Annotated in this window: 25 protein-coding genes; 17 read left to right on the top strand and 8 right to left on the bottom strand. The window is 73.1% G+C overall.

The annotated features are described in order from the left end of the window. The first annotated feature begins 19 nt into the window (after positions 1 to 19). Positions 20 to 625, top strand: coding sequence for a 5-(carboxyamino)imidazole ribonucleotide mutase (purE, locus tag AC3WRM_RS12335; protein ID WP_492247014.1), 606 nt, complete (start codon positions 20 to 22; stop codon positions 623 to 625). 90 nt (positions 626 to 715) lie between these two features. Here the strand turns inward: purE and AC3WRM_RS12330 are convergent, their stop codons facing one another. The 3 genes from AC3WRM_RS12330 to AC3WRM_RS12320 all read right to left on the bottom strand — a co-directional run bounded on the left by AC3WRM_RS12330 (position 716) and on the right by AC3WRM_RS12320 (position 3670). Next, complete coding sequence (locus tag AC3WRM_RS12330; RefSeq protein WP_492247013.1) at positions 716 to 2233, bottom strand: malate:quinone oxidoreductase; 1518 nt, start codon at positions 2231 to 2233, stop codon at positions 716 to 718. 165 nt (positions 2234 to 2398) lie between these two features. Beyond that, positions 2399 to 3028, bottom strand: a complete 630-nt coding sequence (locus AC3WRM_RS12325) for an MSMEG_1061 family FMN-dependent PPOX-type flavoprotein (protein WP_492247012.1) — start codon at positions 3026 to 3028, stop codon at positions 2399 to 2401. A gap of 51 nt (positions 3029 to 3079) precedes the next feature. Continuing rightward, positions 3080 to 3670 carry a hypothetical protein gene (locus AC3WRM_RS12320; protein ID WP_492247011.1) on the bottom strand — a complete coding sequence of 197 codons (591 nt, stop codon included), beginning with the start codon at positions 3668 to 3670 and terminating at the stop codon, positions 3080 to 3082. Positions 3671 to 3801: 131 nt separating this feature from the next. Here AC3WRM_RS12320 and AC3WRM_RS12315 point away from each other — a divergent pair, with 131 nt between their 5' ends. Further along, complete coding sequence (locus AC3WRM_RS12315; protein ID WP_492247084.1) at positions 3802 to 4953, top strand: acyl-CoA dehydrogenase family protein; 1152 nt, start codon at positions 3802 to 3804, stop codon at positions 4951 to 4953. Positions 4954 to 5019: 66 nt separating this feature from the next. Further along, positions 5020 to 5571 carry a flavin reductase family protein gene (locus AC3WRM_RS12310; RefSeq protein WP_492247010.1) on the top strand — a complete coding sequence of 184 codons (552 nt, stop codon included), beginning with the start codon at positions 5020 to 5022 and terminating at the stop codon, positions 5569 to 5571. Positions 5572 to 5596: 25 nt separating this feature from the next. Here the strand turns inward: AC3WRM_RS12310 and AC3WRM_RS12305 are convergent, their stop codons facing one another. After that, positions 5597 to 6742, bottom strand: coding sequence for an LCP family protein (locus AC3WRM_RS12305; protein ID WP_492247009.1), 1146 nt, complete (start codon positions 6740 to 6742; stop codon positions 5597 to 5599). Positions 6743 to 6929: 187 nt separating this feature from the next. Here AC3WRM_RS12305 and AC3WRM_RS12300 point away from each other — a divergent pair, with 187 nt between their 5' ends. Then, on the top strand, positions 6930 to 8429 hold the full coding sequence (locus AC3WRM_RS12300; protein ID WP_492247008.1) for an LCP family protein: 1500 nt from the start codon (positions 6930 to 6932) through the stop codon (positions 8427 to 8429). Between the two features lie 77 nt (positions 8430 to 8506). Then, positions 8507 to 9991 carry an LCP family protein gene (locus tag AC3WRM_RS12295; RefSeq protein WP_492247007.1) on the top strand — a complete coding sequence of 495 codons (1485 nt, stop codon included), beginning with the start codon at positions 8507 to 8509 and terminating at the stop codon, positions 9989 to 9991. Between the two features lie 12 nt (positions 9992 to 10003). Here the strand turns inward: AC3WRM_RS12295 and AC3WRM_RS12290 are convergent, their stop codons facing one another. The 3 genes from AC3WRM_RS12290 to AC3WRM_RS12280 form a co-directional block, all read right to left on the bottom strand. Beyond that, the gene (locus AC3WRM_RS12290) at positions 10004 to 10798 is read right to left on the bottom strand and encodes an ABC transporter ATP-binding protein (protein ID WP_492247006.1); all 795 of its coding nucleotides are present in this window, start codon (positions 10796 to 10798) and stop codon (positions 10004 to 10006) included. Then, a complete protein-coding gene (locus AC3WRM_RS12285; protein ID WP_492247005.1) occupies positions 10782 to 11654 on the bottom strand; it encodes an ABC transporter permease in 873 nt (290 codons plus the stop codon). Before AC3WRM_RS12285 ends, AC3WRM_RS12290 begins: the two co-directional genes overlap by 17 nt. 77 nt (positions 11655 to 11731) lie before the next feature. After that, positions 11732 to 12403 carry a TIGR03089 family protein gene (locus AC3WRM_RS12280; protein WP_492247004.1) on the bottom strand — a complete coding sequence of 224 codons (672 nt, stop codon included), beginning with the start codon at positions 12401 to 12403 and terminating at the stop codon, positions 11732 to 11734. Between the two features lie 136 nt (positions 12404 to 12539). On the opposite strand from AC3WRM_RS12280, the gene AC3WRM_RS12275 reads away from it, so the two are divergent. The 3 genes from AC3WRM_RS12275 (at position 12540) to AC3WRM_RS12265 (ending at position 17206) form a co-directional block, all read left to right on the top strand. Next, positions 12540 to 12794: a WhiB family transcriptional regulator gene (locus AC3WRM_RS12275; protein WP_067855452.1), complete on the top strand. Its 255-nt coding sequence runs from the start codon at positions 12540 to 12542 to the stop codon at positions 12792 to 12794. A 51-nt stretch (positions 12795 to 12845) separates the two neighbouring features. Beyond that, a complete protein-coding gene (locus tag AC3WRM_RS12270; protein ID WP_492247003.1) occupies positions 12846 to 15731 on the top strand; it encodes a glycosyltransferase family 2 protein in 2886 nt (961 codons plus the stop codon). 116 nt (positions 15732 to 15847) lie between these two features. After that, on the top strand, positions 15848 to 17206 hold the full coding sequence (locus tag AC3WRM_RS12265) for a DUF5719 family protein (protein WP_492247002.1): 1359 nt from the start codon (positions 15848 to 15850) through the stop codon (positions 17204 to 17206). An 18-nt stretch (positions 17207 to 17224) separates the two neighbouring features. On the opposite strand, the gene AC3WRM_RS12260 is transcribed toward AC3WRM_RS12265, so the two are convergent. Continuing rightward, a complete protein-coding gene (locus tag AC3WRM_RS12260; RefSeq protein ID WP_492247001.1) occupies positions 17225 to 17674 on the bottom strand; it encodes a metallopeptidase family protein in 450 nt (149 codons plus the stop codon). 48 nt (positions 17675 to 17722) lie between these two features. Between AC3WRM_RS12260 and AC3WRM_RS12255 the strand changes: the two genes are divergently transcribed. The 9 genes from AC3WRM_RS12255 (at position 17723) to hpf (ending at position 26628) form a co-directional block, all read left to right on the top strand. Continuing rightward, on the top strand, positions 17723 to 18058 hold the full coding sequence (locus AC3WRM_RS12255) for a DUF3499 domain-containing protein (protein ID WP_492247000.1): 336 nt from the start codon (positions 17723 to 17725) through the stop codon (positions 18056 to 18058). Beyond that, positions 18059 to 19420 (top strand): phosphomannomutase/phosphoglucomutase, encoded by a 1362-nt coding sequence (locus tag AC3WRM_RS12250; RefSeq protein WP_492246999.1) that lies wholly within the window; start codon positions 18059 to 18061, stop codon positions 19418 to 19420. 20 nt (positions 19421 to 19440) lie between these two features. After that, positions 19441 to 19611 (top strand): Trm112 family protein, encoded by a 171-nt coding sequence (locus tag AC3WRM_RS12245; protein WP_492246998.1) that lies wholly within the window; start codon positions 19441 to 19443, stop codon positions 19609 to 19611. 42 nt (positions 19612 to 19653) lie between these two features. Next, positions 19654 to 21096, top strand: coding sequence for an adenosylhomocysteinase (gene ahcY / locus AC3WRM_RS12240; RefSeq protein ID WP_492246997.1), 1443 nt, complete (start codon positions 19654 to 19656; stop codon positions 21094 to 21096). Between the two features lie 52 nt (positions 21097 to 21148). Then, on the top strand, positions 21149 to 21868 hold the full coding sequence (mtrA, locus tag AC3WRM_RS12235; protein WP_492246996.1) for an MtrAB system response regulator MtrA: 720 nt from the start codon (positions 21149 to 21151) through the stop codon (positions 21866 to 21868). Positions 21869 to 21881: 13 nt separating this feature from the next. Continuing rightward, positions 21882 to 23426, top strand: a complete 1545-nt coding sequence (mtrB, locus tag AC3WRM_RS12230) for an MtrAB system histidine kinase MtrB (protein ID WP_492246995.1) — start codon at positions 21882 to 21884, stop codon at positions 23424 to 23426. After that, positions 23423 to 25126, top strand: coding sequence for an LpqB family beta-propeller domain-containing protein (locus AC3WRM_RS12225; protein WP_492246994.1), 1704 nt, complete (start codon positions 23423 to 23425; stop codon positions 25124 to 25126). Before mtrB ends, AC3WRM_RS12225 begins: the two co-directional genes overlap by 4 nt. Before the next feature lie 82 nt (positions 25127 to 25208). Further along, complete coding sequence (locus AC3WRM_RS12220) at positions 25209 to 25871, top strand: ComF family protein (protein ID WP_492246993.1); 663 nt, start codon at positions 25209 to 25211, stop codon at positions 25869 to 25871. A gap of 100 nt (positions 25872 to 25971) precedes the next feature. Continuing rightward, positions 25972 to 26628, top strand: a complete 657-nt coding sequence (gene hpf, locus AC3WRM_RS12215) for a ribosome hibernation-promoting factor, HPF/YfiA family (protein ID WP_492246992.1) — start codon at positions 25972 to 25974, stop codon at positions 26626 to 26628. Positions 26629 to 26643: the final 15 nt, after the last annotated feature.

The raw sequence follows: 26643 nt of genomic DNA, 5'->3' as shown, positions 1-26643 counted from the left end.
TCTCCCCATCCCTCCAGGCATGCACGATGCTGCGTTCGCGTCTTCGGAGACCACCCCCAGCGAAGGCCGGGGCAGCGCAGCAGCACGGCACGATCCCGGAGGGAGGAGGCCCGGCGGTAGGGTCGGCGGCATGAGCGCTCAGCCCCGCGTGGGCATCGTCATGGGGTCGGACTCGGACTGGCCGGTCATGGAGGCCGCGGCCCTCGCCTGCCAGGAGATGGGGATCGCCTACGAGGCCGACGTGGTCTCGGCGCACCGCATGCCCGACGAGATGCTGGCCTACGGGCGCGACGCCCACACCCGCGGTCTCGAGGTGATCGTGGCCGGTGCCGGCGGCGCCGCGCACCTGCCCGGCATGCTGGCCGCCGTCACGCCGCTGCCCGTCATCGGCGTGCCCGTCCCCCTGAAGTACCTCGACGGCATGGACTCGCTGCTGTCGATCGTCCAGATGCCCGCCGGCGTGCCCGTGGCGACCGTGTCCATCGGCAACGCCCGCAACGCGGGTCTGCTCGCCGCACGCATCCTCGCGGTCGGCGACCCCGAGCTCACGCAGCGCGTGCTCGACTTCCAGGACGCGCTCGCCGAGGCGGCCCGCGCCAAGGGCGCCGCCATCCGCGACCGCTAGTCGTCGTCCCCACGTTTCGGTACGTCATCGCCCTTTCCGTGCGGCGGAACGGGCGATGACGTACCGAAACGTGGGGACTGCGAGGCGCGGTCAGGCGGGGGTGAGGCCCAGCGAGCGGTCGGTCCAGGTCTTCAGGTCCGAGTACAGCGTCGGGTTGTCGCCGAGCGAGACCCCGTAGGACGGCACGATCTCCTTGAGCTGCGGCCGCCAGGCGTCGATCTGCCCGGGGAAGCAGCGCTCCAGGACGTCGAGCATGGCCGCGACGGCGGTCGACGCTCCGGGCGAGGCGCCCAGCAGGCCCGCGATGGTGCCGTCCGAGGCGTTGACGACGGTGGTGCCGAACTCGAGCGAGCCGCCGAAGCGACCCTTCTTGCGCACCACCTGGACGCGCTGGCCGGCGGTGATCAGCTCCCAGTCGCCCTCCTCAGCGAGGGGGGCGAAGACCTGCAGGTCCTGGACCTTGCGGCCACGCGACTTCGCCAGCTCGAGCACCAGGTACTTGATGAGGCCCCACGACGTCACGCCGACGGCGGCCATGGGCATGAGGTTGTGCGGGCGCACCGACAGCGGCAGGTCGGTGAACGAGCCCTCCTTGAGGAACTTCGGCGTCCAGCCGGCGTAGGGGCCGAACAGCAGCGAGCGCTGCCCGCCGATGACGCGCGTGTCGAGGTGCGGCACCGACATCGGCGGCGCGCCGACCGCGGCCATGCCGTAGACCTTCGCCTCGTGCTTGGCGGTGACCGTCTCGTCGAGGCAGCGGATGAACTCCCCGCTCACCGGGAAGCCGGCGAAGCCCTTGATCTCCTCGATGCCCGCCTTCTGCAGGAGCTGGATCGCGCCACCGCCCGCGCCGACGAAGACGAACTTCGCCGAGATCCAGATCGTGCGGCCGTCGTCGAGGTCCTTGACCTTGACGCGCCAGGTGCCGTCGGTGTCGCGCTTGAGGCCCTTGACCTGGTGGCGGTACCGGATGTCCGCGCCCTGGCTCGTCAGGTTGCCGAGCAGCTGCGCGGTGAGCGAGCCGAAGTCGACGTCGGTGCCGTGGTCGGTCCAGCTGACCGCGACGTCCTCGGACGGGTCGCGACCCTCGGCCATGAGCGGGAGGCGGCGGGCGAACTCGTCGTGGTCGTGCACCCACTCCAGGCCCGCGAAGAGCGGGTGGCCGGCGAGCGCGTCGTAGCGCTTGCGCAGGTAGTCGACGTTCTCCGTGCCGCGCACGAAGCTGACGTGCGGGACGGGGTTGATGAACGACGACGGGTCCTTCAGCAGCCCGTTGTCGACTCCGTGCGCCCAGAACTGGCGCGAGAGCTGGAACTGCTCGTTGACCGTGACGGCCTTCGAGACGTCGACGCCGCCGTCGGCGGTCTGCGGCGTGTAGTTGAGCTCGCAGAGCGCGGAGTGCCCGGTGCCGGCGTTGTTCCACGGGCCGGAGCTCTCCAGGCCGGGCTGGTCCAGCCGCTCCAGCAGCGTCATCGACCAGTCGGGCTGCAGCGATTTCAGCAGCGAGCCGAGCGTGGCGCTCATGATCCCGGCGCCCACGAGGAGCACGTCGGTCGTGATGCGCTCAGGGGTGGCGGACGGGCGGGTGGCGGGGGTGGGCGAGTTCAACGCAAGGTCTCCTGGGGTCACCGGGGCACCGACGTGGTCGACGTCTGCTGCGCCTTCCAGGGTCTCTCGTACCGGGGGTACGGGGCGAGTCGAAATGGTGTGACATGGTCGGGATCGGGTGTGATCTTCGTCGCGCCGGCCGTCTGGTGTGGTGCGGCGCGGACGTCAGTAGAGCTGCGCCTGGTAGCCGGGGCCCTCGTAGTGGGCGCGGACCTCCTCGAGCGTCTGGTCCGAGCGCTCGAGCGCGTGCGCGATCTCCGATCGCGAGGGCACGGCGTCGGGGTGCCAGGTGTCGGGCTCCCAGAGGTGGGAGCGCAGGAACGCCTTGGAGCAGTGGAAGAACACCTGCTCGACGCTGACCTCGCACACCAGCACCGGCCGGTGCCCGCGCACGACGAGGGCGTCGACGTACGCCGGCGGGTCGTCGTCGGTGCGCAGCAGTCGGGCGGTGCCGTTGACGCGCAGCGTGTCGCCGCGTCCGGGCACGACCGACAGCAGCCCGACGTGCGGGTTCGTGAGCACGTTCACGTACCCGTCGGCCCGGCGGTTCCCGGGCCGTTCCGCGATCGCCAGCGTGTGCTCGTCGACGACGTGCACCAGGGACCCAGCGGGGTCGCCCTTCGGCGAGACGTCGCACGTGCCGTCGGCGCCCGAGGTCGCGAGCAGGCAGAACGGCGACGCGTCGAGCCAGGCGACGTGCTCAGGGTGCAGGCGGTCGCGGTCCTTCGACGCCGCGCGCGGCATCGGTGCGCCGAGGACGGCGCGCAGCTCGTCGAGGTCGTGGATGCGTCCCATGTTGGTCACCCTAGGACGCCGTGCGGCCCGCGGGGAGGCGGTCGACGCGACTCAGTGGTCGCGGATGAAGGACGTGACGCGGGTGAGGGTGGGCGTGCGGGGTGCCGAGCCGAAGCCGAAGCGGACGGGCGGGTCGACGGGGGCGAGCGGGCCGAGGTCCTCGCCGTCCCAGCTGACGGTCGCGGCCGCGACGCGCCACGCGTCCGCGGCGGCGTACCACTCCGTCCGGCCGTGGCCCGCGGTGCCGTGGGTGCGCACGCCCGGCATGACCCGCCGCGCGATCGGGTCGCAGAACCGGGCCCACGCCTCGAGCCGTCCGAGCGGCCCGGGCACGGCCTGCAGGAGCCAGCCGATCGGGGCGCGCGCGCCGGGGACCCAGTGCGCCTCCAGCGGACCGGCCAGGACGCCCCAGCCGTCGACCGCGACGGGCACGACCCGGACGTCGTCGAACGTGTAGGTCGCCGAGACGAGGCCGGCGATCCGCTCGTCCGGCGCGAGCAGGACGCGGTGGCCGTCGGGCCGCTCCACCATCGCGTCGGCGAAGGCGCCGTACGGGCTGCGGTCCCAGATGCCAACCACGACGCGTGTGCCGCTCGCGGTGCCGAGGCCGGTGATGTGTCCGTCGAAGCGCTGGGTCGTCACGGCACCAGTGTGGGCGACCCCACGGGACCCGGCAGCCCGAGTCGTGGCGTCGCGACGTACGATTACTAGGTCGTCCAACTAAACATGAGCGTTGTCTCACCCAGGGATTCGGAGCCGTAGCCGTGACCGACATGTTCGTGCTGTCAGAGGAGCACCAGGCCATCCGCGAGGCCGTCCGCGCCGTCGCCGAGGCGAAGGTCGCGCCGTACGCCGCGCAGGTCGACGAGGAGGCCCGCTACCCGCGCGAGGCCCACGAGGCGCTCGTCGCCGCGGACTTCCACGCCCCCCACGTGCCCGAGGAGTACGGGGGAGCCGGCGCTGACGCCCTCGCCACGGTCCTCGTCATCGAGGAGGTCGCGCGGGTCTGCGTGTCGAGCTCGCTGATCCCCGCCGTGAACAAGCTCGGCTCGCTGCCGGTCATCCTCGGCGGCGACGAGACCCTCAAGAAGAACTACCTGTCGCGGCTCGCCGCGGGCGAGGGCTTCAGCTACTGCCTGTCCGAGCCCGACGCGGGCTCCGACGCCGCCAACCAGAAGACCCGGGCCGTCCGCGACGGCGACCACTGGGTGCTCGACGGCACCAAGCGCTGGATCAGCAACGCCGGCGAGTCGGCCTTCTACACGGTCCTCGCGCAGGTCGACCCGGCGAGGCGCAGCAAGGGCATCACCGCGTTCGTCGTCGAGGCGACCGACGAGGGCGTCTCCTTCGGTGCGCCCGAGAGGAAGCTCGGCATCAAGGGCTCGCCCACCCGCGAGGTCTACCTCGACTCCGTGCGCATCCCCGAGGACCGCATCATCGGCGACGTCGGGCAGGGCTTCGCGCTCGCGATGCAGACGCTCGACCACACCCGCGTCACGATCGCCGCGCAGGCCGTCGGCGTCGCGCAGGGCGCCCTCGACTACGCGCTCGGCTACGTGCAGGAGCGGCAGCAGTTCGGCAAGCCGATCAGCGACTTCCAGGGCGTGCAGTTCATGCTCGCCGACATGGGCATGAAGGTCGAGGCGGCCCGCCAGCTCACCTACGCCGCCGCGGGCCGCTCCGAGCGCGGCGACGACGACCTGACGTTCTTCGGTGCGGCCGCCAAGGCGTTCGCGTCCGACACCGCCATGCAGGTGACGCTCGACGCCGTCCAGCTGCTCGGCGGCTACGGGTACACACGCGACTACCCCGTCGAGCGGATGATGCGCGACGCGAAGATCACCCAGATCTACGAGGGCACGAACCAGGTCCAGCGGATCGTCATGGCCCGCCAGCTCCTCGCGGGCGTGCAGTCGACCCTCTGACGGCCGGGACGCGGCGGCGCGTCGTGGGTTGACCTCGAGTGCGCTCGAGGTCCTATGGTCGAGGGCGTGGACACACGAGACGCAGCACGACGCCCGGACGCCGCCGACGACCGTCGAGGCTCGGGAGGCGCCGACGGCGACGGTCGGGCGGAGCTGCTGAAGGCCGCGTTCCGACGGCACGCGACGGGTGTCGCCGTCGTCACGGCGCTCGGACCGGACGGCCCGGTCGGGCTCACGGCCTCGAGCGTGGCCTCGGTGTCCGCCCACCCACCGGCCCTCTCGTTCTCGGTGCTCACCAGCAGCCGGACCGCCCAGGTGGTCGTCGCGGCCGACGCGCTCGACGTGCACCTGCTGCCCGCCGACCTGGTCGACGTCGCCGACGCCTACGGCAGGTCGGCAGGGGAGCGCTTCACCCCGGAGCAGGGCTGGGTGGTCGACGAGCAGGGGACGACGCTGCCGGGTGCCGTCGCGTCGCTGCGCTGCGTCCCGATCACGACCGTCCCCGTGGGGGAGGCCGTGGTCGTCGTCGCCGAGGTGCGCGACGTACGGCTCGGGCCCGTCGGCGAGCCGCTCGTCTACCACGACCGCACCTATCGCACGGTGGGCCGACAGGTCTGAGACGCCGCTCGCCCAGACCGCTCCGTCAGCTCTTCGGGGGCAGCCCGTCGGGTGTGCAGAGCTTTCCGATGCTGCCCGTGCGGTCGGCGGCGATCAGGTCGAAGAGCTGCTTGCTGCGCTCGGGGTCCCAGCGCACCGAGAAGTCCGCGAGCGGCACCGTGCAGCTCTGGCCGCCGTCGCCCATCGCCGAGCGCAGCCCGAGGGCGAACTTCAGCAGCGCGTACGGGCCGGTGCCCTCGCCGATCTGCACGGCCGACGCGGCGCCGGTGTTCACGCCCCAGTAGCGGACCGGGTTGATGATCGTCCACGGCGACGCAGCCTTGCGCGCGATGCCCGCGATGACCTCGCGCTGGCTCTGCACGCGCTGGATGTCCTGCGTCGCGTAGCTGTGCCGGTTGCGGGAGTACGCGAGGGCGGTCCGGCCGTCGGCCTCCTGGCAGCCCGCCTTCACGTTCAGCCCGGAGTCGCGGTCCTTGATCGCCTCCTTCGGGCAGATCTCCACGCCGCCGAGCGCGTCGACGACCTTGACCAGGCCGCCGAAGCCGATCTCGACGTAGTCGTCGACCCGGATGCCGGTGTTCTGCTCGACCGTCTGCGTCAGCAGGGCCGGACCGCCGTAGGCGTAGGCGGCGTTGATCTTCGTGGTGCCGTATCCCGGCACCTGCACCATCGAGTCGCGCGGGATCGAGACGAGCGTCGAGGGACCGGCGCCCGTGTGCAGCAGCATGATCGTGTCGGTGCGGCCTCGTCCGCCGCCGTCGCCACCCGTCGCGAGCTCACGCTGCTCCTGCGCGCTCAGGCCGGCGCGGCTGTCGGAGCCGACCAGCAGGAAGGTCGTGCCGGGCTGCTCGCCCGGTCGGTCGCCCTCGGGCTCGAACGGCACCTTCGTGGACGTCGAGTAGGCGTACAGCGGCGTCCCCACCAGGAAGGCGAGCCACGCCACCAGGAGCAGCAGGACCCATCGGGCCTTGCCGCGACGTCGGCCGCCCCCGGAGCGCTCACGACCGCGCTCGGTGCGCCCGCCGCCCGGCGGCGGCAGGTTCGGCGGCGGCAGGTCGTCACCCCGTCGTCTCGACGTGGCGGGCTGCTGTCGCGTGGGTGCGGGCTCCCCACGTCCGCCGTCGGAACCGTAGAGCCAGTCGTAACGGTCCTCCGGACGCTCCTGTGCCATGGCACAGAACCTAGCCGAGCGGGGACCGTGCACGACGTGTTCACGCCGATCCTCAGCGGAAAAGCAGGTCCGGGTCGGGAAACACGGATCGCTCGGCGCGCCCTCGACTCGAGGTCGAGACTTTGTGTGACCATCGTCGGGACCTGCTCGCCCTGCTCTTCCCCCTGGCAGCGACCCCGAGGACGACATGCACGACGACCGCCCGACCTCATCCCGCACCTCGACGACCCGGACCGCCTCCGAGCGCATCCAGCTGCGCCGGGCGCTGACGCTCACGCTGATGACCCTCGTCGTGCCCGGCTCGGCCCAGGTGGCGGCCGGGAACAAGCGACTCGGCCGGGTGGCGCTGCGCGTGTGGATCGCCTGCCTCGTCGCCGGCGCGGTGCTGCTCTTCCTCGCGCTCTTCGCGCGCACCAGCCTCATGGGGCTCATGACCGACGCCCGCCTGCTGACCCTGCTGCGCTTCCTGCTGCTCGCCGGCGCCGTCTTCTGGGCGCTGCTCATCGTCGACGCCTGGCGGCTCGGCCAGCCGCTGCGGCTCGCGCGTCGCCACCGCCCGTGGGTCGCGGGCCTCAACGGCGCGCTGTGCCTGGTCACCGCCGGGGCGCTCGTGTTCGCGGCGCACCTCGTCAGCGTCAGCACCGGCGTGATCGACACCGTCTTCGCGGCCACCACCACGTCCAAGCCGGCCGACGGTCGCTACAACGTGCTGCTCATGGGCTCGGACTCCGGCGCCGACCGCACCGGCATGCGTCCGGACTCGCTCAACGTCGCCAGCATCGACGCCAAGACCGGCCGGACCGTGATCATCGGCCTGCCCCGCAACCTCGAGGACGTCCCGTTCCCGTCGGACTCGTTCATGAAGAAGGAGTTCCCGAAGACCTTCGACTGCGAGGGGTGCTACCTCAACGCCGTCAACACCTGGGCCGAGGACCACGCGCAGGAGCTCGGCGTCAAGAAGGTCGGCGAGCGCACGCCCGGCATCCAGGCGACGATCGACGCCGTCGAGGAGATCACCGGGCTGCGCCTCAACTACTACGCCCTCGTCAACATGGCCGGCTTCGCCAAGCTCGTCGATGCGGTCGGCGGCGTCACGGTCGACGTCCAGGAGCGCACGCCGATGTTCGGCCACGACGACGCCTGGAAGCAGCAGTACGTGGAGGCGGGACGGCGCAAGCTCAACGGCGAGCAGGCGCTCTGGTACGCCCGCAGCCGCGTGCTGAACAACGACTTCTCGCGGATGGGACGCCAGAAGTGCGTCATGACCGCCATGCTGCGCGAGCTCAGCCCGCGCAAGGTGCTCATGAACGTCGAGAAGATCGCCGACTCCAGCAAGACCCTCCTCGACACCGACATCCCGGCGCGCGACCTCAACGTCTTCATGGAGCTCGCGCTGAAGGCGAAGTCGCAGCCCGTCTCGTCGGTCTCGCTCGTGCCGCCGGTCATCTACACCGGCAACCCCGACTACGACAAGGTCCGCACGCTCGTCAGCCGCGCCATCGCCACCTCCGAGGGCCACGGCGGACGACCGGCGACCGACGGCATCCTCGCCGCGTCGCTCACGACCCTGACGCCGCAGGCCCCGGCCGGCACGTCGGCCTCGGCCTCGGCCGGGACCGGGACGGGCGCCCCGGCCAAGGACCCGACGCGGGCGAACCAGACGAACGACGTCGACGCGACCTGCTGAGTCGACGTGCTCGTCCGCGCCTCTTGGGCCCGTGGGGGATCATGGGTCTTCGCCAGGACCCCCAGCCGCGAGGAACCATGACCCGTCGTCGAGCCAAGGTGCTCAGCCCGAGCACCGAGGAGCTTCCCCCCAGGGCCCGGTTCCGTCGAGCGCTGCGCCTCTGCCTGCTGTCCGCCGTCGCACCCGGGTCCGCGCAGCTCGCCGTCGGCAACCGCTGGGTCGGGCGGATCGCGCTCGGCGTGTACGCGCTCGGGCTCGTCGCGCTGGGCTGGCTGGCCCTTTCCTACCGCCACGACCGCGCCGGCCTGATCGGCCTCGTCACCGACCCCGACGTCCTGCAGGTGTTCCGCTTCGGTGTCGCCGCGGCGGCGGTCGCGTGGACGGCCCTGTTCGTCGACGCCTGGCGCCTGGCGCGACCCCTGCAGCTGACCCGGGCGCGGGCGGCGGTCGTGCTCGTGCTCAACACGGCCCTGGTGGCCGGTGTGCTCGCCGTCGCGCTGTACGCGTCGCAGGTCAGCAACGCCGGTCGACAGGCCGTGCAGGAGGTCTTCACCGCCACGACGACCAGCCCGCCGCTGCAGGGCCGGTACAACATCCTGCTGATCGGCTCGGACTCCGGCAAGGGCCGCACGGGCATCCGTCCCGACTCGATGACCGTCGTCAGCATCGACGCCTCGACCGGCAGCACCGTGCTCGTCTCGCTGCCGCGCAACCTCGAGGACGTGCCGTTCCGGCCCGGTTCGCCCATGCGCGAGCTCTACCCCTACGGCTACAACTGCGGCTCCGAGTGCCTCCTCAACGCGGTGCACACCGAGGCCGAGAACCGATCCGACCTCTACCCGGGGGCCAAGGACCCGGGCCTGGAGGCCACGATCGATGCGGTCGAGGGCGTCACGGACCTGCCCATCAACTACTACGTGATGATCAACCTGCGCGGTTTCAGCTCCCTCGTCGACGCGGTCGGCGGGGTCGAGATCGACGTCAGGACGCGGCTGGCGATGTTCGGCCACGACGACCTCGACCAGCAGCGCTACCTCGAGCCGGGTCTGCAGCGCCTCGACGGCGACCAGGCTCTCTGGTACGCGCGCAGCCGGGTCCAGTCCGACGACTTCACGCGGATGGGCCGCCAGAAGTGCCTCATGAGCGCCATGCTCGACCAGCTCAGCCCGCAGAAGGTGCTGCTCAACGCCACCGACATCGCGAAGTCGGGGGCGCAGCTCATCTCCACGAACATGCCGTCCGAGGAGCTGGGCGAGTTCGCCGACCTCGCGCTCAAGGCGCGGTCGACCAAGATCCGCACCGTCTCGCTCGTGCCGCCGCTGATCTCGGTCGTCGACCCCGACTACGTCCAGATCCACCGGCTGATCAAGGACGCCATCCGCGCCAGCGAGCGCCCCGCGGGCTCGGGTGCCTCGCCCAGCGCCGGCACGCCGACGCCGACGGCGAGCCCGACGACGCCCACGCCCACGACGCCGTCGGTCCCGACGCCGAGCCCGACCGCCACGCCCGACGAGAGCGGCGCGCAGGCGAACAACGTCGAGGACCTCGCGGCGGCCTGCTGAGCTGCTCGGGGACTACGGGGTCGAGCGGGACTGCTCGTAGGCGTCGACGACCTCGTCCGTGGCGCCGTCCATGACGAGCACGCCGCGGTCGATCCACAGCACCCGGTTGCAGGTGTCGCGGATCGAGCGCATCGAGTGGCTCACGAGGAACACGGTCCCGGCGCCGTCGCGGATCTCGCGGATCCGCGCCTCGCTGCGCTGGCGGAACGCCTGGTCGCCGACCGCGAGCGCCTCGTCGACGATGAGGATCTCGTGGTCGCGGGCCGTGGCGATGGCGAACTTCAGCCGCGCCGTCATGCCGGAGGAGTAGGTCCGCATCGGCAGGTCGATGAAGTCGCGGATGCCGGAGAAGTCGACGATGTCCTCGTACTTCGCCTCGATCTCCGCGCGGCTGAGTCCGAGGGCGAGACCGCCGAGGATGACGTTGCGCTCGCCCGAGAGGTCCTTGATGAGGGCGGCACCGACACCGAGCATGCTGGGCCGTGACGCCGCGTGGATGCTGCCCCGGGACGTGGGCGTGAGACCGGTGATGGCGCGCATGAGCGTCGACTTGCCCGACCCGTTCGAGCCGATGACGCCGATGCTGTCGTTCTCGTAGGCCGTGAACGACACACCCTTCAGGGCGTGGACGGTCCGGGTGCCGCCGGAGCGCTGCAGCAGGCGGCGCCCGGTCTCCGCGGGCCCGGCACGCTTGCCGGTGGAGAGCACCTTGTACTCCACGTGCACGTCGTCGACGACGACCACCGGACGGCGTGCGTCGCCCGCGCCCCGGGGGTCGCCGAGGGGGGACTCAGTCGGTCCGGCCATACCGCTCCTCCGCCGCCCAGAAGAAGATCGTGCCGAGCACGAGCACGGCCACGGACCACGCCGCCGCGTACCCCCAGAAGTGCCACGGCATCGCGTAGTCGGGGCCGTCCAGCAGCACCGCCCGGCCCAGGGAGAGGAACTCGTGGATCGGCTGCGCGTCGGCCACCGTCCGGAACGTCGTCCCGGGGTCGAAGCGCTGGTCGATGCTGTAGAAGATGCCCGAGGTGTAGAAGAACATCCGCGAGATGAACGGCAGCAGGTTCGTCAGGTCGCGGAAGTGCACGGTGAGCCGCGCGGTGATGAGCGCCAGACCGGTGTTGAAGACGGTGAAGAGCGCCACCAGGGGCACCAGCAGCAGCCACTCGAGGTCGGGCAGGTTGCCGTACCCGATCGCGAAGGCCGCCATCACGCCCACCATCGGCACGAACTGCAGGAACCGCTCGGCCACCAGCGCCAGGGGCAGCGCCATGCGCGGGAAGGCGAGGCTCTGCACGAGGGCCGCGTTCGTGGTGATCGACTTCGCCCCGGTGGAGAAGGAGGTCGAGAAGTACTCGAACATCAGCACGCCGATGACGAGGAACGCGACGAAGTCGTCCACGCCTCGGCTGGTCTGGAGCACGAACCCGAACACGAGCCCGTACACGCCGGCGTTGAGCAGCGGTCGCAGGACGACCCAGGCCATGCCCAGCCGGTTCCGCCCGTTGTCGGCCTCGATCCGGAAGCGTGCCAGCGCCTGGATGAACTCGCGGTGGCGCACCACGTCCGCGAGGTAGGCGCCGAGGGGAGGACGTCCGCCGACCTTGGTGAGCCCGGGGACGGCGGAGGGCGGGCTGGTGTTCACGCGCTGTCGGCTCATCCGGGCGGAGGGCCTTCCTGTGGTCTGGCAGCGGGGAGGGGACCTGCGAGCGGCCGTCGAAAGTGTAGAGGATCCGCTCAGGCGACGACCTCGGCGCGCTCCTGCTCCGCCACGCGGGCCAGCACGTCGTCGTCGGCTCCCGCGACGGCCACGACCGATCCTCCGGCGCGCAGGGCCGACACGAGCATCCGCACGTCGCGGTCGAGGGACCCGGGCCGCACCACCAGGCGCCGCGGGTCGGGCGGGCAGCCGGCGAGCAGCGCGGCGTGGTCGAGCGAGCCCGTCGCCCCGAGGTCGACCGCGGGGGAGGAGGGCGTCGGCGGGTCGAGCGGCACGAACACGTCGGGCTGGCCCGGCACGACCGTGGCGAGGTCGACGAAGCCGGTCGGCGGCTCGACGAACCGTCCACCGAGCGGCCGCAGCGACGCCGCCAGCCGGACCGGCTCGTCGCCCTGAAGCTCCGGTCCGCTCACGCCGACCGCGGCGTCGCCCTCCACGACGACCGCGCCCACCGTCCAGCACGACAGCAGCCAGACGAAGCGCAGCCAGTGCGTCGGCAGCCCCACGCGCACGCGCGTGCCCGGCTCGACGTCGAGCTCGTCGACGAGCAACGACGACGTCTTCGCCACCCAGTTGGCGGTCGTGGTGGCGCTGAGCTCCACCCGTTCGCCCGTGCCGCGGTCGTCCCAGGTGAGGAGCGGGCGGCCGGGCTCACGCACGGCGGGGAGCAGGTCGGCGAGAGTCGTCACGGCGCCATCCTCCCAGGGGCCCCGCCCGACGGGCCGCCCCGTCCGGACCCCTGTCGCACCGCGCGACACGCCGGAGACCACGCGGATCGTGCAATTCGGCTTGACGTATGGCAGCGCCAGGCGTGTAATTACGGACATGTCATTCGATCTGGGTCTGCCACTGTCCCCCGAAGAGGAGCTCATGTGGCAGGAGCGTGCGCTCTGTGCCCAGACCGACCCGGAGGCCTTCTTCCCCGAGAAGGGCGGCTCCACGCGCGAGGCGAAGCGGGTCTGCCTCACGTGCGACGTGCGCGGCGAGTGTCTCGACTACGCGCTCGCGCACGACGAGCGGTTCGGCATCTGGGGCGGTCTCTCCGAGCGCGAGCGACGCAAGCTGAAGAAGCGCGCCTGAGCCGCCCCGCCGGCACGGCGGGCCCTTTCGCGCCCCGCTAGGTTGGCGAGCATGGACGAGCGCGTGACCGACGAGGACGCAGCCGCCCTCCCGGCCTGGCGCACCGCGCCGCCCACGGTGGGCGCGGTCCTCGTGACCCACGACGGCGGCCGCTGGCTGCCGCAGGTGCTCGCGTCGTTCTCGGCGCTCGAGCACGCACCGACCAGCTGGCGCGTGGTCGACGTCAGCTCGACCGACGACGGCCCCGACCTCGTGCGCGAGGCGTTCGGCCCCGACCGCGTGACCTACGCCCCGGCCGGCACGGGGTTCGGCGCCGCCGTGCGGCTCGCGGTCGAGGCGATGCCCCGCACCGACTGGCTGTGGCTGCTGCACGACGACGCGATCGTGGAGCCGGGCGCTCTGGCCGCCCTGCTCGACGAGGCCACCGCCGCTGACGACGTCGCCGTGGTCGGGCCCAAGATCCGCGAGTGGCCGTCGTTGCGTCGTCTGCTCGAGGTCGGGCTGACCGTCACGTCGACGGGCGTCCGCGAGACCGGCCTCGAGACGGGGGAGCCCGACGCCGGCCAGCACGACTGGGCGAAGGACGTGCTCGCGGTCGACACCGCGGGCATGCTCGTGCGACGCGACGTGTGGGACGAGCTCGACGGGCTGTCCCCGGACCTGCCGCTGTACTTCGACGACATCGACCTCGGCTGGCGCGTCGCGCGGGCCGGCTACCGCACGCGGATCGCCCCGCGCGCGGTGATCTTCCACGCCGAGGCGTCGCGTCGCGGGGTCCGTCGGCGTGCGGCCGGCGACGTCGAGCCGGGCGAGCAGCGCCGTGCCGCACTGCACACCATGCTGGCGAACACGTCCGGCCCGCGCTTCTGGTGGCAGTACGTGCGCCTGCTCGTCGGCTCGCTGCTGCGGGCGCTCGGTCTCGTGCTCTCCGCCCACCCGGAGGCGGCCGGTGACCAGCTGCAGGCGGTCGCCTCCGTCTACGGACGACCGGGCCGGCTCCGGGCGGCGCGGCGCCGCCGGGCGGCCACCGCCCGCCGCGACGACCGCGCCGTCCGGCACCTGTTCGCGCCGTTCTGGCTGCCCTACCGGCACGGCTTCGACACCGCGCGCGACGTCGTCGCGGCCCTGGTGCGGCCCGAGGCGGTCGAGACCACGGGCCGCCGCTCGACGCTCGACGACGGTGGCGAGGACGACGTACCGCTGGAGGACGGCCCGCCGCTCTGGGTGCGGCGCCCCTGGCTGGTCACGGTCGGGGCACTCGTCGCCCTCTCGCTCGTCGCGGGTCGCTCGCTGCTGGCCGGCGCGGGCGACAGCATCCTGACCGGCGGTGCCCTGGGTGTGACGCCGGGCTCCGCCGGCGACTGGTGGCGCCTGTGGTTCGAGCGGTCGCACGAGATCGGCCTCGGCGGCACCGGCCTGGTGTCGCCGGCGGTGCTGCTGCTGGCGGTGGCGTCGACCCCGGTCTGGCCGTCGCCCGGTCTGGTCGTGGCCGTCCTGCTGCTGCTCGCGGTGCCGCTCGCTGCGCTCACGGCCCACCGGCTCGGCCGCAGGCTCACCGACCACCGCCGGCTGAGGATCGTCTGGGCCGTCGGGTACGGCCTCACCGTCGCCGCCTCCGGTGCGGTGGCCCAGGGACGGCTCGGCACCGTCGTCGCCCTCGTCGTGCTGCCCGTCGTCGTCGTGACCACGCTGCAGGTCGCGGGCGTCGACCCGCTCTCGCAGCGCGCGTCCTGGCGGACCGCCGTGCGGTGGGGCGTGTGGGTCGCCGTCGGCGCCGCCTTCGCGCCCGTCGTCCTGCCGCTCGCCCTGCTCGGTGCGCTGGTCGTCGCGGCGCTCGACCCCCGCCTGGTGCGTCGGCTCCTGCTCGGTCTCGGCGTGGCCCTCCTGCTGCTCGGGCCGTGGATCGTCGGGCGCGTCCTGCACCCTGGGCTCTGGTGGTGGGAGAGCGGGTCGCTGCTCGCGGGTGGCGAGCCGGGCTGGCGGACCGCTCTGGGTCTCGTCGTCGGTCGCGCGGGTGCGCCCGAGCAGGCGCCGGTCTGGCTCGGCGTCGGTCTCGTGGTGCTCGCCGTGGCCGCCCTGGCCTCGCGTGCCACGCGCGCCGTCGTGGTCGTCTGCTGGACCCTCGCCCTCCTCGGCCTCGGCTTCGCGGTGCTCGGCGTCGTGCTGCCGGGCGGCGTCCCGGGCACGTCCGTTGACGTGCGGGCGTGGGTGGGCGTCCCGGCGGGCGCGGTGGCGCTCGCGCTCGGGACGGCTGCGCTCGTGGGGGTGCCGCCGCTCGTCGAGGGGCGAGGTCGCGCCTGGGTTGGGGCGACGGTGCTCGTGGCCCTCCTGCTGCCGGTCGGCACGGCTGCCTGGTGGGTCGTGCGCGGCGTCGACGACCCGCTCGAGCGCGGCCGACCGGACACCGTGCCGGCGTTCCTGACTGACCGGGGCGCCGACACCGTCGTCGTCACCGGCACGACCGCGCGCGGACTCGAGGTCGAGGTCGTGCGGGGGGAGGGGCCGCTCGTCGGGGCCGAGGGCCTGCGCCCGCCCGAGTCGTCGCGTCGTGCCCTGGTCGACGCCGTGGAGCGGCTCGTGTCGGCTCCCGGCGCGCAGGCCGTGAGCAGCCTGTCCGACCTCGGCGTCGACGCCGTCTACGCGCCCGACGTCGACACGGCGGTCGCCCGCGCCCTCGACGCCGCGCCGGGGCTCGAGCCGTCGGGCAGCGAGTCACCGACGTCGCGGGTCTGGACGCTGGCCGAGCCGACGCAGCCGGCCCGTCCCGAGGCACCCGCCTGGCGGCCGTTCCTCGCCGCGGGTCAGGTGCTGCTCTGGCTCGTCGCCGTCGTGCTGACGGCACCGGTGCGCCGACGGCCGTCCGCCGACGACGCACCGCCCGTCGACGTCGCGCCCGGCGGTGGGCGCCGCGTCCGCACCGACGGGGTCCGCTCGTGAGCGGGGGACGGCGCGTGGAGCGCCAGCCCAGTCGTGGGCTCAGTCGTGGGCCCCGTCGTGGGCCCGGTCGCCGGTCCAGCGCTGCCGGGGAGACCGGCCGCCGGCCGCGCCCGGCAGTGCGACGGTCGGGTCTCGTCGCCCTCCTGCCCGCGCTCGCCGCGCTCCTGGTGCTCCTCGCCGCGCTGGTCGGGACCTCCGACGAGCAGGCAGCGGCGCCCCGCGCGGTCCCGGTGCAGGAGACGCGGTACGCCTGCGCGGGCGGCCCGGGCCTCGTCACCGGACAGGTCGTGGCCGGGCGGTCCGCGTCCGCCGAGGTCTCGCCCGGCGGTGACGAGGTCGCCGACGTCGTCGACCCTGGGCGCTGGGTCCGCTCGGACCTCGCCCGTGCACTCGGCCGCGGGGACCGGTCGCTCCTCGTCACGCAGCGTGGGGAGGGCTCGGGCGGGGTCGGCTTCGTCACCGGCGTCCTCGGCGCGGCCCGCGGCGACGGGCTCGTCGTCGGTCGTTGTCCCGGCGTGGTCGACGACGCCTGGTACGCCGGTCTCGGGTCCGCGCAGCGTCACCTGGGCGTCCTCGTCCTCACCAACCTGTCCGAGACGCCCGCCGTCCTCGACGTCACCCTCTGGTCGCCGGAGGGTCAGGTCGACGCCGTGGGTGGCGAGGGCCTGGTCGTCGAGGCCGGCTCGACCCGCACCCTCCAGCTCTCCGACCTCGCCGCCGGCGAGGACGTGCTCGGCGTGCACGTGGCCCGACGTCGCGGTGCCGTCGCGGTCGCCGCGCTCGACACCTCGACCGGGACGGCGCAGGGCTCGGAGCTGGTCAGCCCCATGGCCTCGCCGGAGCGCCGCGTGGTGCTCGCCGGGCTCGTCGGCCGCGGCACGCGGACGCTCACGGTGCTCAACCCGGGGGAGACGACGGCACGGGCGCGGGTGGAGGTGCTGGGGCCGGACGGTCCGTTCGCGCCGGAGGGTCTCGACGAGGTCAGGGTCCGGCCCGGCAGCGTCACCCGGGTCGACCTTCCCGCCAGCGTCGGCACCGGTCCCGCGGCCCTGCGCGTCGTCTCCGACGTGCCGGTGGTGGCCTCCGCGACGGTGGCGTCCGACGGCGACCTCTCGGTGCTCGAGGACGTCGGGGCCTGGACCGGCGGGGCGCTCGTCCCCGTCGGCGGAGCGGTCGGCGAGCCCGACCTGCTGCTCACCGCGCCGGGCGACGCGGGTCGCACCGTCGTGCTGGAGGGCCGAGGCCCCGACCTCGCGCGCCGCGACCGCGCCGAGGTGTCGGTGCCCGCGGGCTCGACGGTGCGGGTCGACCTCTCCCGGGTGCTCGACCTCGACGGCGTCTCGTCCGTGCTGGTCCGGTCCGAGGGCGGCGTCGTCGGCACGGCGCACTACACCGCGGACGGACGCCAGGCGAGCCTGGCGCTGCAGGCCGCGCCCGTCGACGTGCTCACGCCCCGCGTCCGGCCCGCCCCCTGACGGGACGCCCGAGCGCGACTACCGCGGGTCGAGGTCGTCGGGGGAGACCTGCCACACCTCGGCGAGGCGGTGCAGCACCACGTCCCACACCTGCTCCTCGAGGTCGACGCGTCCGGCGGACCGCTCGGTCAGCGGCCGTCGGTAGAGCACCACGAGCGTGACGTCGCCGCGGCGGGCGACGCTGCTGAGCGGCACGTCCTCGGACCACTCCGGCGGCAGCAGCGGCACGTCCTCGACGACGACCTCGACCTGGTCGGGCTCGGCGTCGAAGTGCTTCGCGAGGGGCGCGAGCACACCCGCCACCAGGTGGTCGAAGGCCTCGCGCGGCGTCCGGTGCGCCGGCACGCTGCGCGGTGACAGGGGTCCCGGCAGCGCCAAGGGGCCCCGCGCGCCACGCCGACGGGTCCGCATCCGTCCGGGCCGGGGCCCGCTCACGGTCCCGTCGAGGTGCTGCAGACGTCGGGTCACGCGGTGAGCCTAACCGCACCGCACCCCTCCGCGGGCTACGCTCGGCCCGTGGGTGCTGTTCGACGCTGCACGCGGTCCGCGTGCTCCCAGCCGGCCGTGGCGACGCTGACGTACGTCTACGCCGACCAGACGGCCGTCCTCGGTCCGCTGGCCACCGCGGCCGAGCCGCACACCTACGACCTCTGCGAGGAGCACAGCCGCCGGCTGTCCGCGCCGAACGGCTGGAGCGTGCTGCGGCTCGCGCCCGACCCGTCGACGGTGCGCCCGAGCCACGACGACCTCCTCGCCCTCGCCGACGCGGTGCGCGAGGTCGGCCGTCGCCGTCCTCGCCCCGCGACAGGACCTCCCGGACTCACGCTCGTCCCTCCACCGAAGGAAGACTGAATGCACGCACGGCTGCGCCCTGTCGTCAAGGCCTACGACGTCCGCGGTCGGGTGCCCGACCAGCTCGACCCAGCGATCGCGCGGGCGCTGGGTGAGGCGTTCGCCGACGAGGTCGGCATCTCGGACGGCCGCGGGCGGGCCGTCGTCGGCCGCGACATGCGGGCGTCGTCGCCGGAGGTGGCCGGAGCGGTCGCCGACGGGATCCGCGCGCGCGGCGGTGACGTCGTCGAGATCGGCCTCGCCTCGACCGACATGCTCTACTGCGCGTCCGGCGTGCTCGACGTGCCCGGTGTGATGGTCACGGCCAGCCACAACCCCGCCGCCGACAACGGTCTCAAGCTCTGCCGGGCCGGCGCCCGCCCGATCGGCCTGTCGTCCGGGCTCGCCGCGATGGCCGAGGCGGCCAGCCCCCTGCTCGACCGCGACCCCGCCGACGTGCCGGAGCCCACCGGTGCCCTGGAGTCGCTGGAGTTCCTGCATACCTACGCCGACACGCTGCTCGGCCTCGCACCGGTCGAGGGGCGTCGGCTGAAGGTCGTCGTCGACGCCGGCAACGGCATGGCCGGCCACACCGTCCCCGCCGTGCTCGGCCGGCTCGACCTCGAGGTGATCGGCCTCTACCTCGAGCTCGACGGCACCTTCCCGAACCACGAGGCGAACCCGCTCGACCACAGCACGCTCGTCGACCTGCAGGCCGCCGTGCGCGAGCACGGTGCCGACCTCGGGCTCGCCTTCGACGGCGACGCCGACCGCTGCTTCGTCGTCGACGAGCACGGCGACGTCGTCGCACCGTCGACGATCACCGCGCTGGTGGCCGCCCGGCACCTGCTGCAGGAGCCGGGCGCGACGATCCTGCACAACGTCATCTGCTCGCGCGCCGTGCCCGAGATCGTCAGCGAGCGCGGCGGCGTGCCGGTGCGCACGCCCGTCGGGCACTCGCTCATCAAGGCCGAGATGGCCCGGACCGGTGCCGTCTTCGGCGGCGAGCACTCCGGGCACTTCTACTTCCGCGAGTTCTACCTCGCCGACTCCGGCATGCTCGCGGCGCTGCACGTCCTCGCGGCGCTCGCGGAGACCGACACCACCGTCAGCGCGCTGATGGAGGAGTACACGCGCTACAGCGCGTCGGGCGAGATCAACAGCCGCGTCGACGACACCGACGCCGTCCTGGAGCGGCTGTCGCGCCAGTACGCCGACCACCACCAGGACCGGCTCGACGGCCTGACCGTCACCACCGACGACTGGTGGTTCAACGTGCGGGCGTCCAACACCGAGCCGCTCCTCAGGCTCAACGTCGAGGGTGCCGACGACGCCACCATGGAGCGCGTGCGCGACGAGGTGCTCGCGGTCGTGCGAGCCTGACCGGCCGTAGACTGCCCAGCATGTTCCTCGACCCCGCGCTCCTGGAGATCCTCGTCTGCCCGCAGTGCCGGTCGTCGCTGTTCGTCGACCACGACGCGTCCGAGCTGGTGTGCCAGGCCTGCGGGCTCGCCTACCCGGTGCGCGACGACATCCCGGTGATGCTCGTCGAGGAGGCGCGCACGTTGGCGTGACTCGGTCCCCGACGCCCAGTCCGGCCGGGTAGCATGGGGGCCATGGATTTCAACGTCGCTGACCTGTCGCTCGCCGAGTTCGGGCGCAAGGAGATCGAGCTCGCCGAGCACGAGATGCCCGGCCTCATGGCCATGCGCGAGCGTTTCGGCGCCGACCAGCCCCTCAAGGGTGCCCGCATCGCCGGGTCGCTGCACATGACGGTGCAGACCGCCGTGCTGATCGAGACGCTCGCGGCGCTCGGTGCCGACATCCGCTGGGCGACCTGCAACATCTTCTCCACCCAGGACCACGCCGCCGCGGCCGTCGTCGTGGGCCCGCACGGCACCCCCGAGGACCCGCAGGGCGTCCCGGTGTTCGCCTGGAAGGGCGAGACGCTCGCCGAGTACTGGGACGAGGCCGAGAAGGTCTTCGACTTCGCTGAAGGCGGCCCGAACATGCTCCTCGACGACGGCGGCGACATCACCATGCTGCTGCACCTGGGCGTCGAGTACGAGAAGGTCGGCGCCGTGCCGCCGCAGGACTCCACCGACAACGAGGAGTTCAAGGAGGTGCTGCGCGTGCTCGCCCGCTCGCTCGAGGCCGACCCGCAGCGCTGGACGAACCGCGCCCCGATGATCAAGGGCGTCTCGGAGGAGACCACCACCGGCGTGCTGCGTCTCTACGAGCGCTTCAAGGAGAACACGCTGCTGTTCCCGGCGATCAACGTCAACGACTCCGTCACCAAGAGCAAGTTCGACAACAAGTACGGCTGCCGCCACTCCCTCGTCGACGGCCTGAACCGCGCCACCGACGTCATGATCGGCGGCAAGGTCGCGGTCGTGTGCGGCTACGGCGACGTCGGCAAGGGCTCGGCGGAGTCGCTGCGCGGCCAGGGTGCTCGCGTGATCATCACCGAGATCGACCCGATCTGCGCCCTGCAGGCCGCCATGGACGGCTACGAGGTCAAGCGCCTCGAGACCGTCGTCGACTACGCCGACATCTTCATCACCACGACGGGCAACTTCGACATCATCCGGGTCGAGCACTTCGAGAAGATGAAGAACCAGGCGATCGTGGCCAACATCGGCCACTTCGACAACGAGATCAACATGGCCGGCCTGGCCAAGATCCCGGGCATCGTGAAGGACGAGATCAAGCCCCAGGTCCACCAGTGGATCTTCCCGGGCGAGGACGGCCAGCCCGGCAAGAAGATCATCGTGCTGTCGGAGGGTCGCCTCATGAACCTCGGCAACGCCACCGGTCACCCGTCGTTCGTCATGAGCAACTCCTTCACCAACCAGGTGCTGGCGCAGGTCGAGCTGTTCACGAAGGCCGACCAGTACGAGCTCGGCGTCCACGTGCTGCCGAAGCACCTCGACGAGGAGGTCGCCCGCCTGCACCTCGACGCCCTCGGCGTCGAGCTGACCGAGCTCAGCAAGGAGCAGGCCGCCTACCTCGGCGTCGACGTCGCCGGTCCGTACAAGTCGGACCACTACCGCTACTGAGGACGATCGAGCGGAGCACGATGGTCCGGCACCAGGTGAGGGGCGGGTCGCGATGAGCTACCGACGCAGCAAGCGCGACCGCGTCCTCGTCGTCGACGACGACGCCTCGCTCGCCGAGATGCTGACCATCGTGCTCCAGGCCGAGGGCCTCACCACCTCGGTCTGCCGGACGGGCGACGAGGTCATGGACGTGTTCACGTCCTTCAAGCCCGACGTCGTGCTGCTGGACCTCATGCTGCCCGGGCAGGACGGCATGAAGGTGTGCCGCCGTATCCGGGCGACGTCGGGGGTGCCGATCATCATGCTCACCGCGAAGTCGGACACCCTCGACGTCGTGCGCGGTCTCGAGGCCGGGGCCGACGACTACATCACCAAGCCCTTCAAGAACACCGAGCTCGTCGCGCGGGTGCGGGCACGGCTGCGGCGCAACGACGCCGTGGGCGAGCCGCTCGTCTTCGGCGACATCGAGCTCGACCCCGGTGCGCACACCGTCAGCCGTGCGGGGCGGGCGCTCGACCTGACGCCGCTGGAGTTCGACCTGCTCGCGTGCCTGCTGTCCAACCCCGACCAGGTGTTCACGCGCGAGGTGCTGCTGCAGCGGGTGTGGGGCTACCACCACCCGGGCGACACGAAGCTCGTCAACGTGCACATGACCCGGCTGCGCTCGAAGATCGAGGACGACGCCGAGTCGCCCCAGGTGATCCGGACGGTGCGCGGCGTCGGCTACCAGGCCATCGCGCCCACGCCGGTCGTCGACGAACCGGCCCCATGACCGGCCGGCCGGCGTGATCCGGCGAGCGACCGGGCTGTGGCGACGTTCGTTGCAGACCCGGGTGGTCACGAGCACGGTGCTCCTGGTGGCCATCGTGGTCGGGCTCGTCGGCTGGGCGCTGCTGCAGCAGATCGCCGACGGGCTCACCAGCAGCCGGACGGCGAGCGCCGTCGCCGAGGCGCGCAGCGGGTTCGAGAAGGCGCAGGCCGAGCTCGACGTCGCGGTCGAGACGCAGCCCCAGGCGCAGGCGGCGACGCTGACGCAGCTCGTCGACGCGGTCACCGAGACCGACAGCGGCAGCCGGTCCTACGAGCTGGTGCTCGAGGGACCGCTCCGCTCCGGCAGCGGCGCCCCACCGGTGCGCGCGTCCGGGCGACTCGCACCGGGCTCGTTGCCGCCCGACCTGCGCAGCCAGGTGATCGAGCGGCCCGGCGTCTTCTGGCGCTACTCCGAGCTGTCGCTCATCGGGTCGCGGTCGCGTCCCGCCGTGGTGGTCGGCAGCCGGCTCCGCGCTCCTGGCACCGGCGACACCTACGCGCTCTTCTACCTGTTCCCGCTCACCGAGCAGCAGCAGACCCTCACGCTGGTGCGCAACGCCCTCCTGGTCGGCGGCCTGGCGATGGTGGTCATGGTCGGCGGCGTCGCGTTCATCGTCTCGCGGCAGGTGCTGACCCCCGTCCGGCTCGCCCGTCGCATCGCGGAGCGCTACGCCGCCGGGAGCCTCGAGCAGCGGATGCACGTCAGCGGCGAGGACGACATCGCGCGGCTCTCGACGTCGTTCAACCAGATGGCCGCGAGCCTGCAGAGCCAGATCCGGCGGCTGGAGGACCTCTCGCGGCTGCAGCAGCGGTTCGTCTCCGACGTGTCCCACGAGCTCCGGACGCCGCTCACCACCGTGCAGATGGCGAGCGAGCTGCTCTTCGACGCGCGCGACCGGTTCGACCCGCAGAGCGCCCGGTCGGCCGAGCTGCTCAAGCGCGAGCTCGACCGCTTCGAGGAGCTGCTCACCCAGCTGCTCGACCTCAGCCGCTTCGACGCCGGTGCCGCGCGGCTCGACCTCGCCGACGTCGACCTGGCCCGCGTCGCGCGGGCGGCCGCCGCCGACCCGCTGCTGGAGCGCGCCGGGATCATCGGTCGTACCGTCGGGGCCGACCGGCCGGCCGTCGTGCAGGCCGACATCCGACGCATCGACCGGGTCGTGCGCAACCTGCTGGCGAACGCGGTGAAGTACAGCGGCTCCGACGTGGTGGAGATCGAGGTGGCCCAGGACGGCTTCGCGGTCTCGATCGCCGTGCGCGACTTCGGCGTCGGGCTGCGCGGCGACGAGAACCTGCGGGTCTTCGACCGCTTCTGGAGGGCCGACCCGGCCCGCACCCAGGGCGGCACCGGCCTGGGGCTCGCGATCGCCCGCGAGGACGCGGTGCTGCACGGTGGCACGCTGCAGGCGTGGGGCCGCCCCGGCGAGGGCAGCGAGTTCGTGCTCACGCTCCCGCGCGTCGTCGACCCCGCCCGACGCAGCACCGCACCCGCCCCGGTCGTCCAGCGGGTGTTCGCGTGACCCGCTCCGTGCGCGCGACCGTGGCCGTGGCGCTGCTCGCGGTCGTGGCCGCGTGCTCGGCGATCCCCACGGGCGGGCCGGTGCGGCAGGTACGGGAGAACGAGGGGTTCGAGCAGAGCACGGCGCTCTACGCCCCCGCGCCGCCGAGCCCGGGGGCCACGCCGCAGCAGGTCGTGGCGGGCTACCTCGACGCGATGCTGGCCTTCCCGCCCTCGACCGGGGTCGCGGAGCGCTACCTGACGGACGACGCGGCGCGGCGCTGGAACCCCGCCGCCGGGACCCAGGTGTACCGGGCCCCGTCGGTCGCCGAGCTGCGGACGGGGAGCACGTCGGCACGGGTCCGCCTGTCCACGCAACGGGTCCTCGGGCTGAGCCCGTCCGGCCGGGTCGCCGAGGGCGGCGGCGCGGCGCGGTGGGACGTCGCCCTGCAGCGCGTCGACGGTGAGTGGCGGATCTCCGAGCCGCCGCCGGGCCTGCTGGTGACCGACAAGTTCTACACGGACTACTACCGGCCGTTCCAGGTGTACTTCTTCGACCCGACCGGGGCGCGGCTCGTGGCCTCCGCCGTGCACCTGCCGGCGGGGGAGCAGCTGGCGACCGCCCTCGTCGCGTCGCTCGCCCGGGGCCCCTCCGACCCCGGGGCCCAGCAGCGCACGTACCTGCCCGGCCTGGGCGACCTGCGCCCCGCGGTGCCCGTCGACCGCGACGGCGTGGCCGAGGTCGACCTGGGCACGTCGGCCGCCGACCTCTCGCCGATCGACCAGGGGCGTCTGTCGGCGCAGCTGGTGTGGACGTTGCGCCAGGTGTCCGACGTCAAGGGCGTGCGGGTCGGTGCCGGGGCGACGACCCTCACGCCCACCGGCGGTGCCGTGCAGTCGATGGGCTCGTGGTCGCGCTACGGACCCCGCGAGCAGAGCGAGCCGTACGTCGTGGTCGACGGACGTCGCCGCGAGGCGGCCGAGCTCGACGGCCGCCGCCTCCGTGACCTGCCCGCGGTCTGGGACGTCGACCCCGACGACACCGCCGAGCTGGTGGTCGGCCGGGAGCGGCTCGCGACCCTCTCACGCGACCGCGAGCGCCTGCTGGTGCGTCGCACGTCGGGAGCCGACCGTGTCGAGGTCGCCGTCGACCGGCTCGTCGCGGCGCAGTGGACCGCGGACGACACGCTCGTCGTCGTCGACCGGCCCGGCGGTCTGCGGGTCAGGGTGGTGGAGCCGCAGGCGACGCGCATGCTCCCGCTCGGCGGTCTCGCGGGGCTCGACGTCACCTCCCTCGCGATCTCGCCCGACGGCGCCCGGTACGCGGTGACCACGGCCGGCGACGACGGCCGGGTGCGGGTGGGAGCGGTCCGCCGCTCGGGCGACGACGCCGTGGTCGGGCTCGGGCCCAGTCGTCCCCTTCCGTGGCAGGTCGGGCGGCCGTCGTCCGTGGGGTTCGTCGACGGCGTGCGGCTCGCGTTCTTCGGCGACACCGAGCTCGGCCGGCAGGTCTTCGAGGGCCTCGTCGACGGGACGTCGCTCGAGGGCGGCGCCGCGGGCGGGGCGCCGATCCTGCCCGACGTCGCACCACGGACGCTCGTGGTCGAGGGGGAGCGCCGCTGGGCGGTCGACCGGCGCGACCGGCTCTGGTACCTCGGCCCGGACTCGACGTGGACCCGGCTCGGCATCACCCGGGTCGCGTCGTTGTCCCCAGGCGCCTGAGCGTCGCGGCCCCACGACCGCAGCGTCCACAGGGTCGTGGTCCGCTCGGCGGACGGTGCGCGGAGCGCCCCACCCTGGCCCCATGGACCCCTGGCTCGCCGCGGCCGACCTCGCGCTCGGCGCGGCGTGCGCCGGGTGCGGACGCGTCGCGCTCGACCTGTGCCCCCGGTGCCGCGCGGCCCTGCGGCCCGACCCTCGCCGGGTCGCCGTCTCGCCGGTGCCCGTCGTGGCGGCCGGTGAGCACGAGGGTCTGCTGCGCGAGGTCGTGCTCGCGTGGAAGCGCCGCGGCCACACGAGGCTGACCCCCGTGCTCGGGACGCTCCTGGCGGCGTCGGTGTGCGCGCTGGGCCCGGGCGACCGGGTGGTCCTGGTGCCCGTGCCGACCACCCGGCGCAGCCGTCGGCGCCGCGGCGGCGACCTCGTCGGCCAGGCGGCCGCCCACGCCGCGCGGGCCCTGGACGAGGTCGGTGTACGAGCCCAGGTCGTGGCGGCCCTCGCGATGGAGCGCGAGCCGCGCGACCAGGTGGGACTCGGTGCGCACGAGCGTCGGGCCAACCTCGACGGTGCGCTGCGGCGGTCGTGGCGCGCGGTGCCGGGCACCGCCGACGTCGTGCTCGTCGACGACGTCGTCACCACCGGTGCCACGCTCGCCGAGGCGGTGCGGGTGCTCGCGGCCGGCGGCACCACCATCCTGGGCGCCGCCGTCGTCGCCGCGCGACCCGGTCCGCCGACCGCCCGTTCCTGAACGTCGCCGAGGAACTCCGTGTTCCTCTGGTGTCCGCGCGCCGGTCGGTCTAAGTTCGATGGCATGTAAACATCGCACGACCGAGCGCAGGGAGGCCCCCATGGAAATCGTCGTCAACGGCCGCAACAGCGAGATCTCCGACCGGTTCCGCCAGCACGTCGAGGAGAAGCTCCACCGGATCGAGAAGTACGACCAGCGCCAGAAGATCAACCGCGTCGAGGTCGAGGTCACCCACGAGAAGAACCCGCGGCAGCACGAGCAGGCCGCGCGCGTGGAGATGACGCTCCGGTCGCGGGGTCCGGCGGTCCGGGCCGAGGCCAGCTCGACCGACCAGCACTCGGCGCTCGACGCCGCCATCGACAAGCTCGAGGCCCGGCTGCGGCGTGCCGCCGACCGCAAGCGCATCAGCCACGGCAAGCGACGTCCCGTCTCGATCGCGGAGATGCCCGCCGAGGTGCCGTCGGGCCTGCTCGACGGGTCCCGCGAGGACGCCGACGTCGAGACCACCACGGTCGCCGGTGTGCACGTGCAGGGCGACTGCCCGCTCGTGGTCCGCGAGAAGACGCACCGGGGCGTCCCCATGACCCTCGAGCAGGCGCTCTACGAGATGGAGCTCGTCGGCCACGACTTCTATCTGTTCCTCGAGAAGGACTCGATGCGACCCAGCGTCGTGTACCTCCGCAAGGGCTACGACTACGGAGTCATCCACCTCGACGTCGACGAGTCCGGCGACCTGTCGGGCGACGTCGCCCCCTGACGGATGCCGCTCGTG

Source organism: Aeromicrobium sp. EU05-FHT14F07 (assembly GCF_058790455.1).
This window is presented reverse-complemented; position numbering and strand designations above follow the sequence as displayed.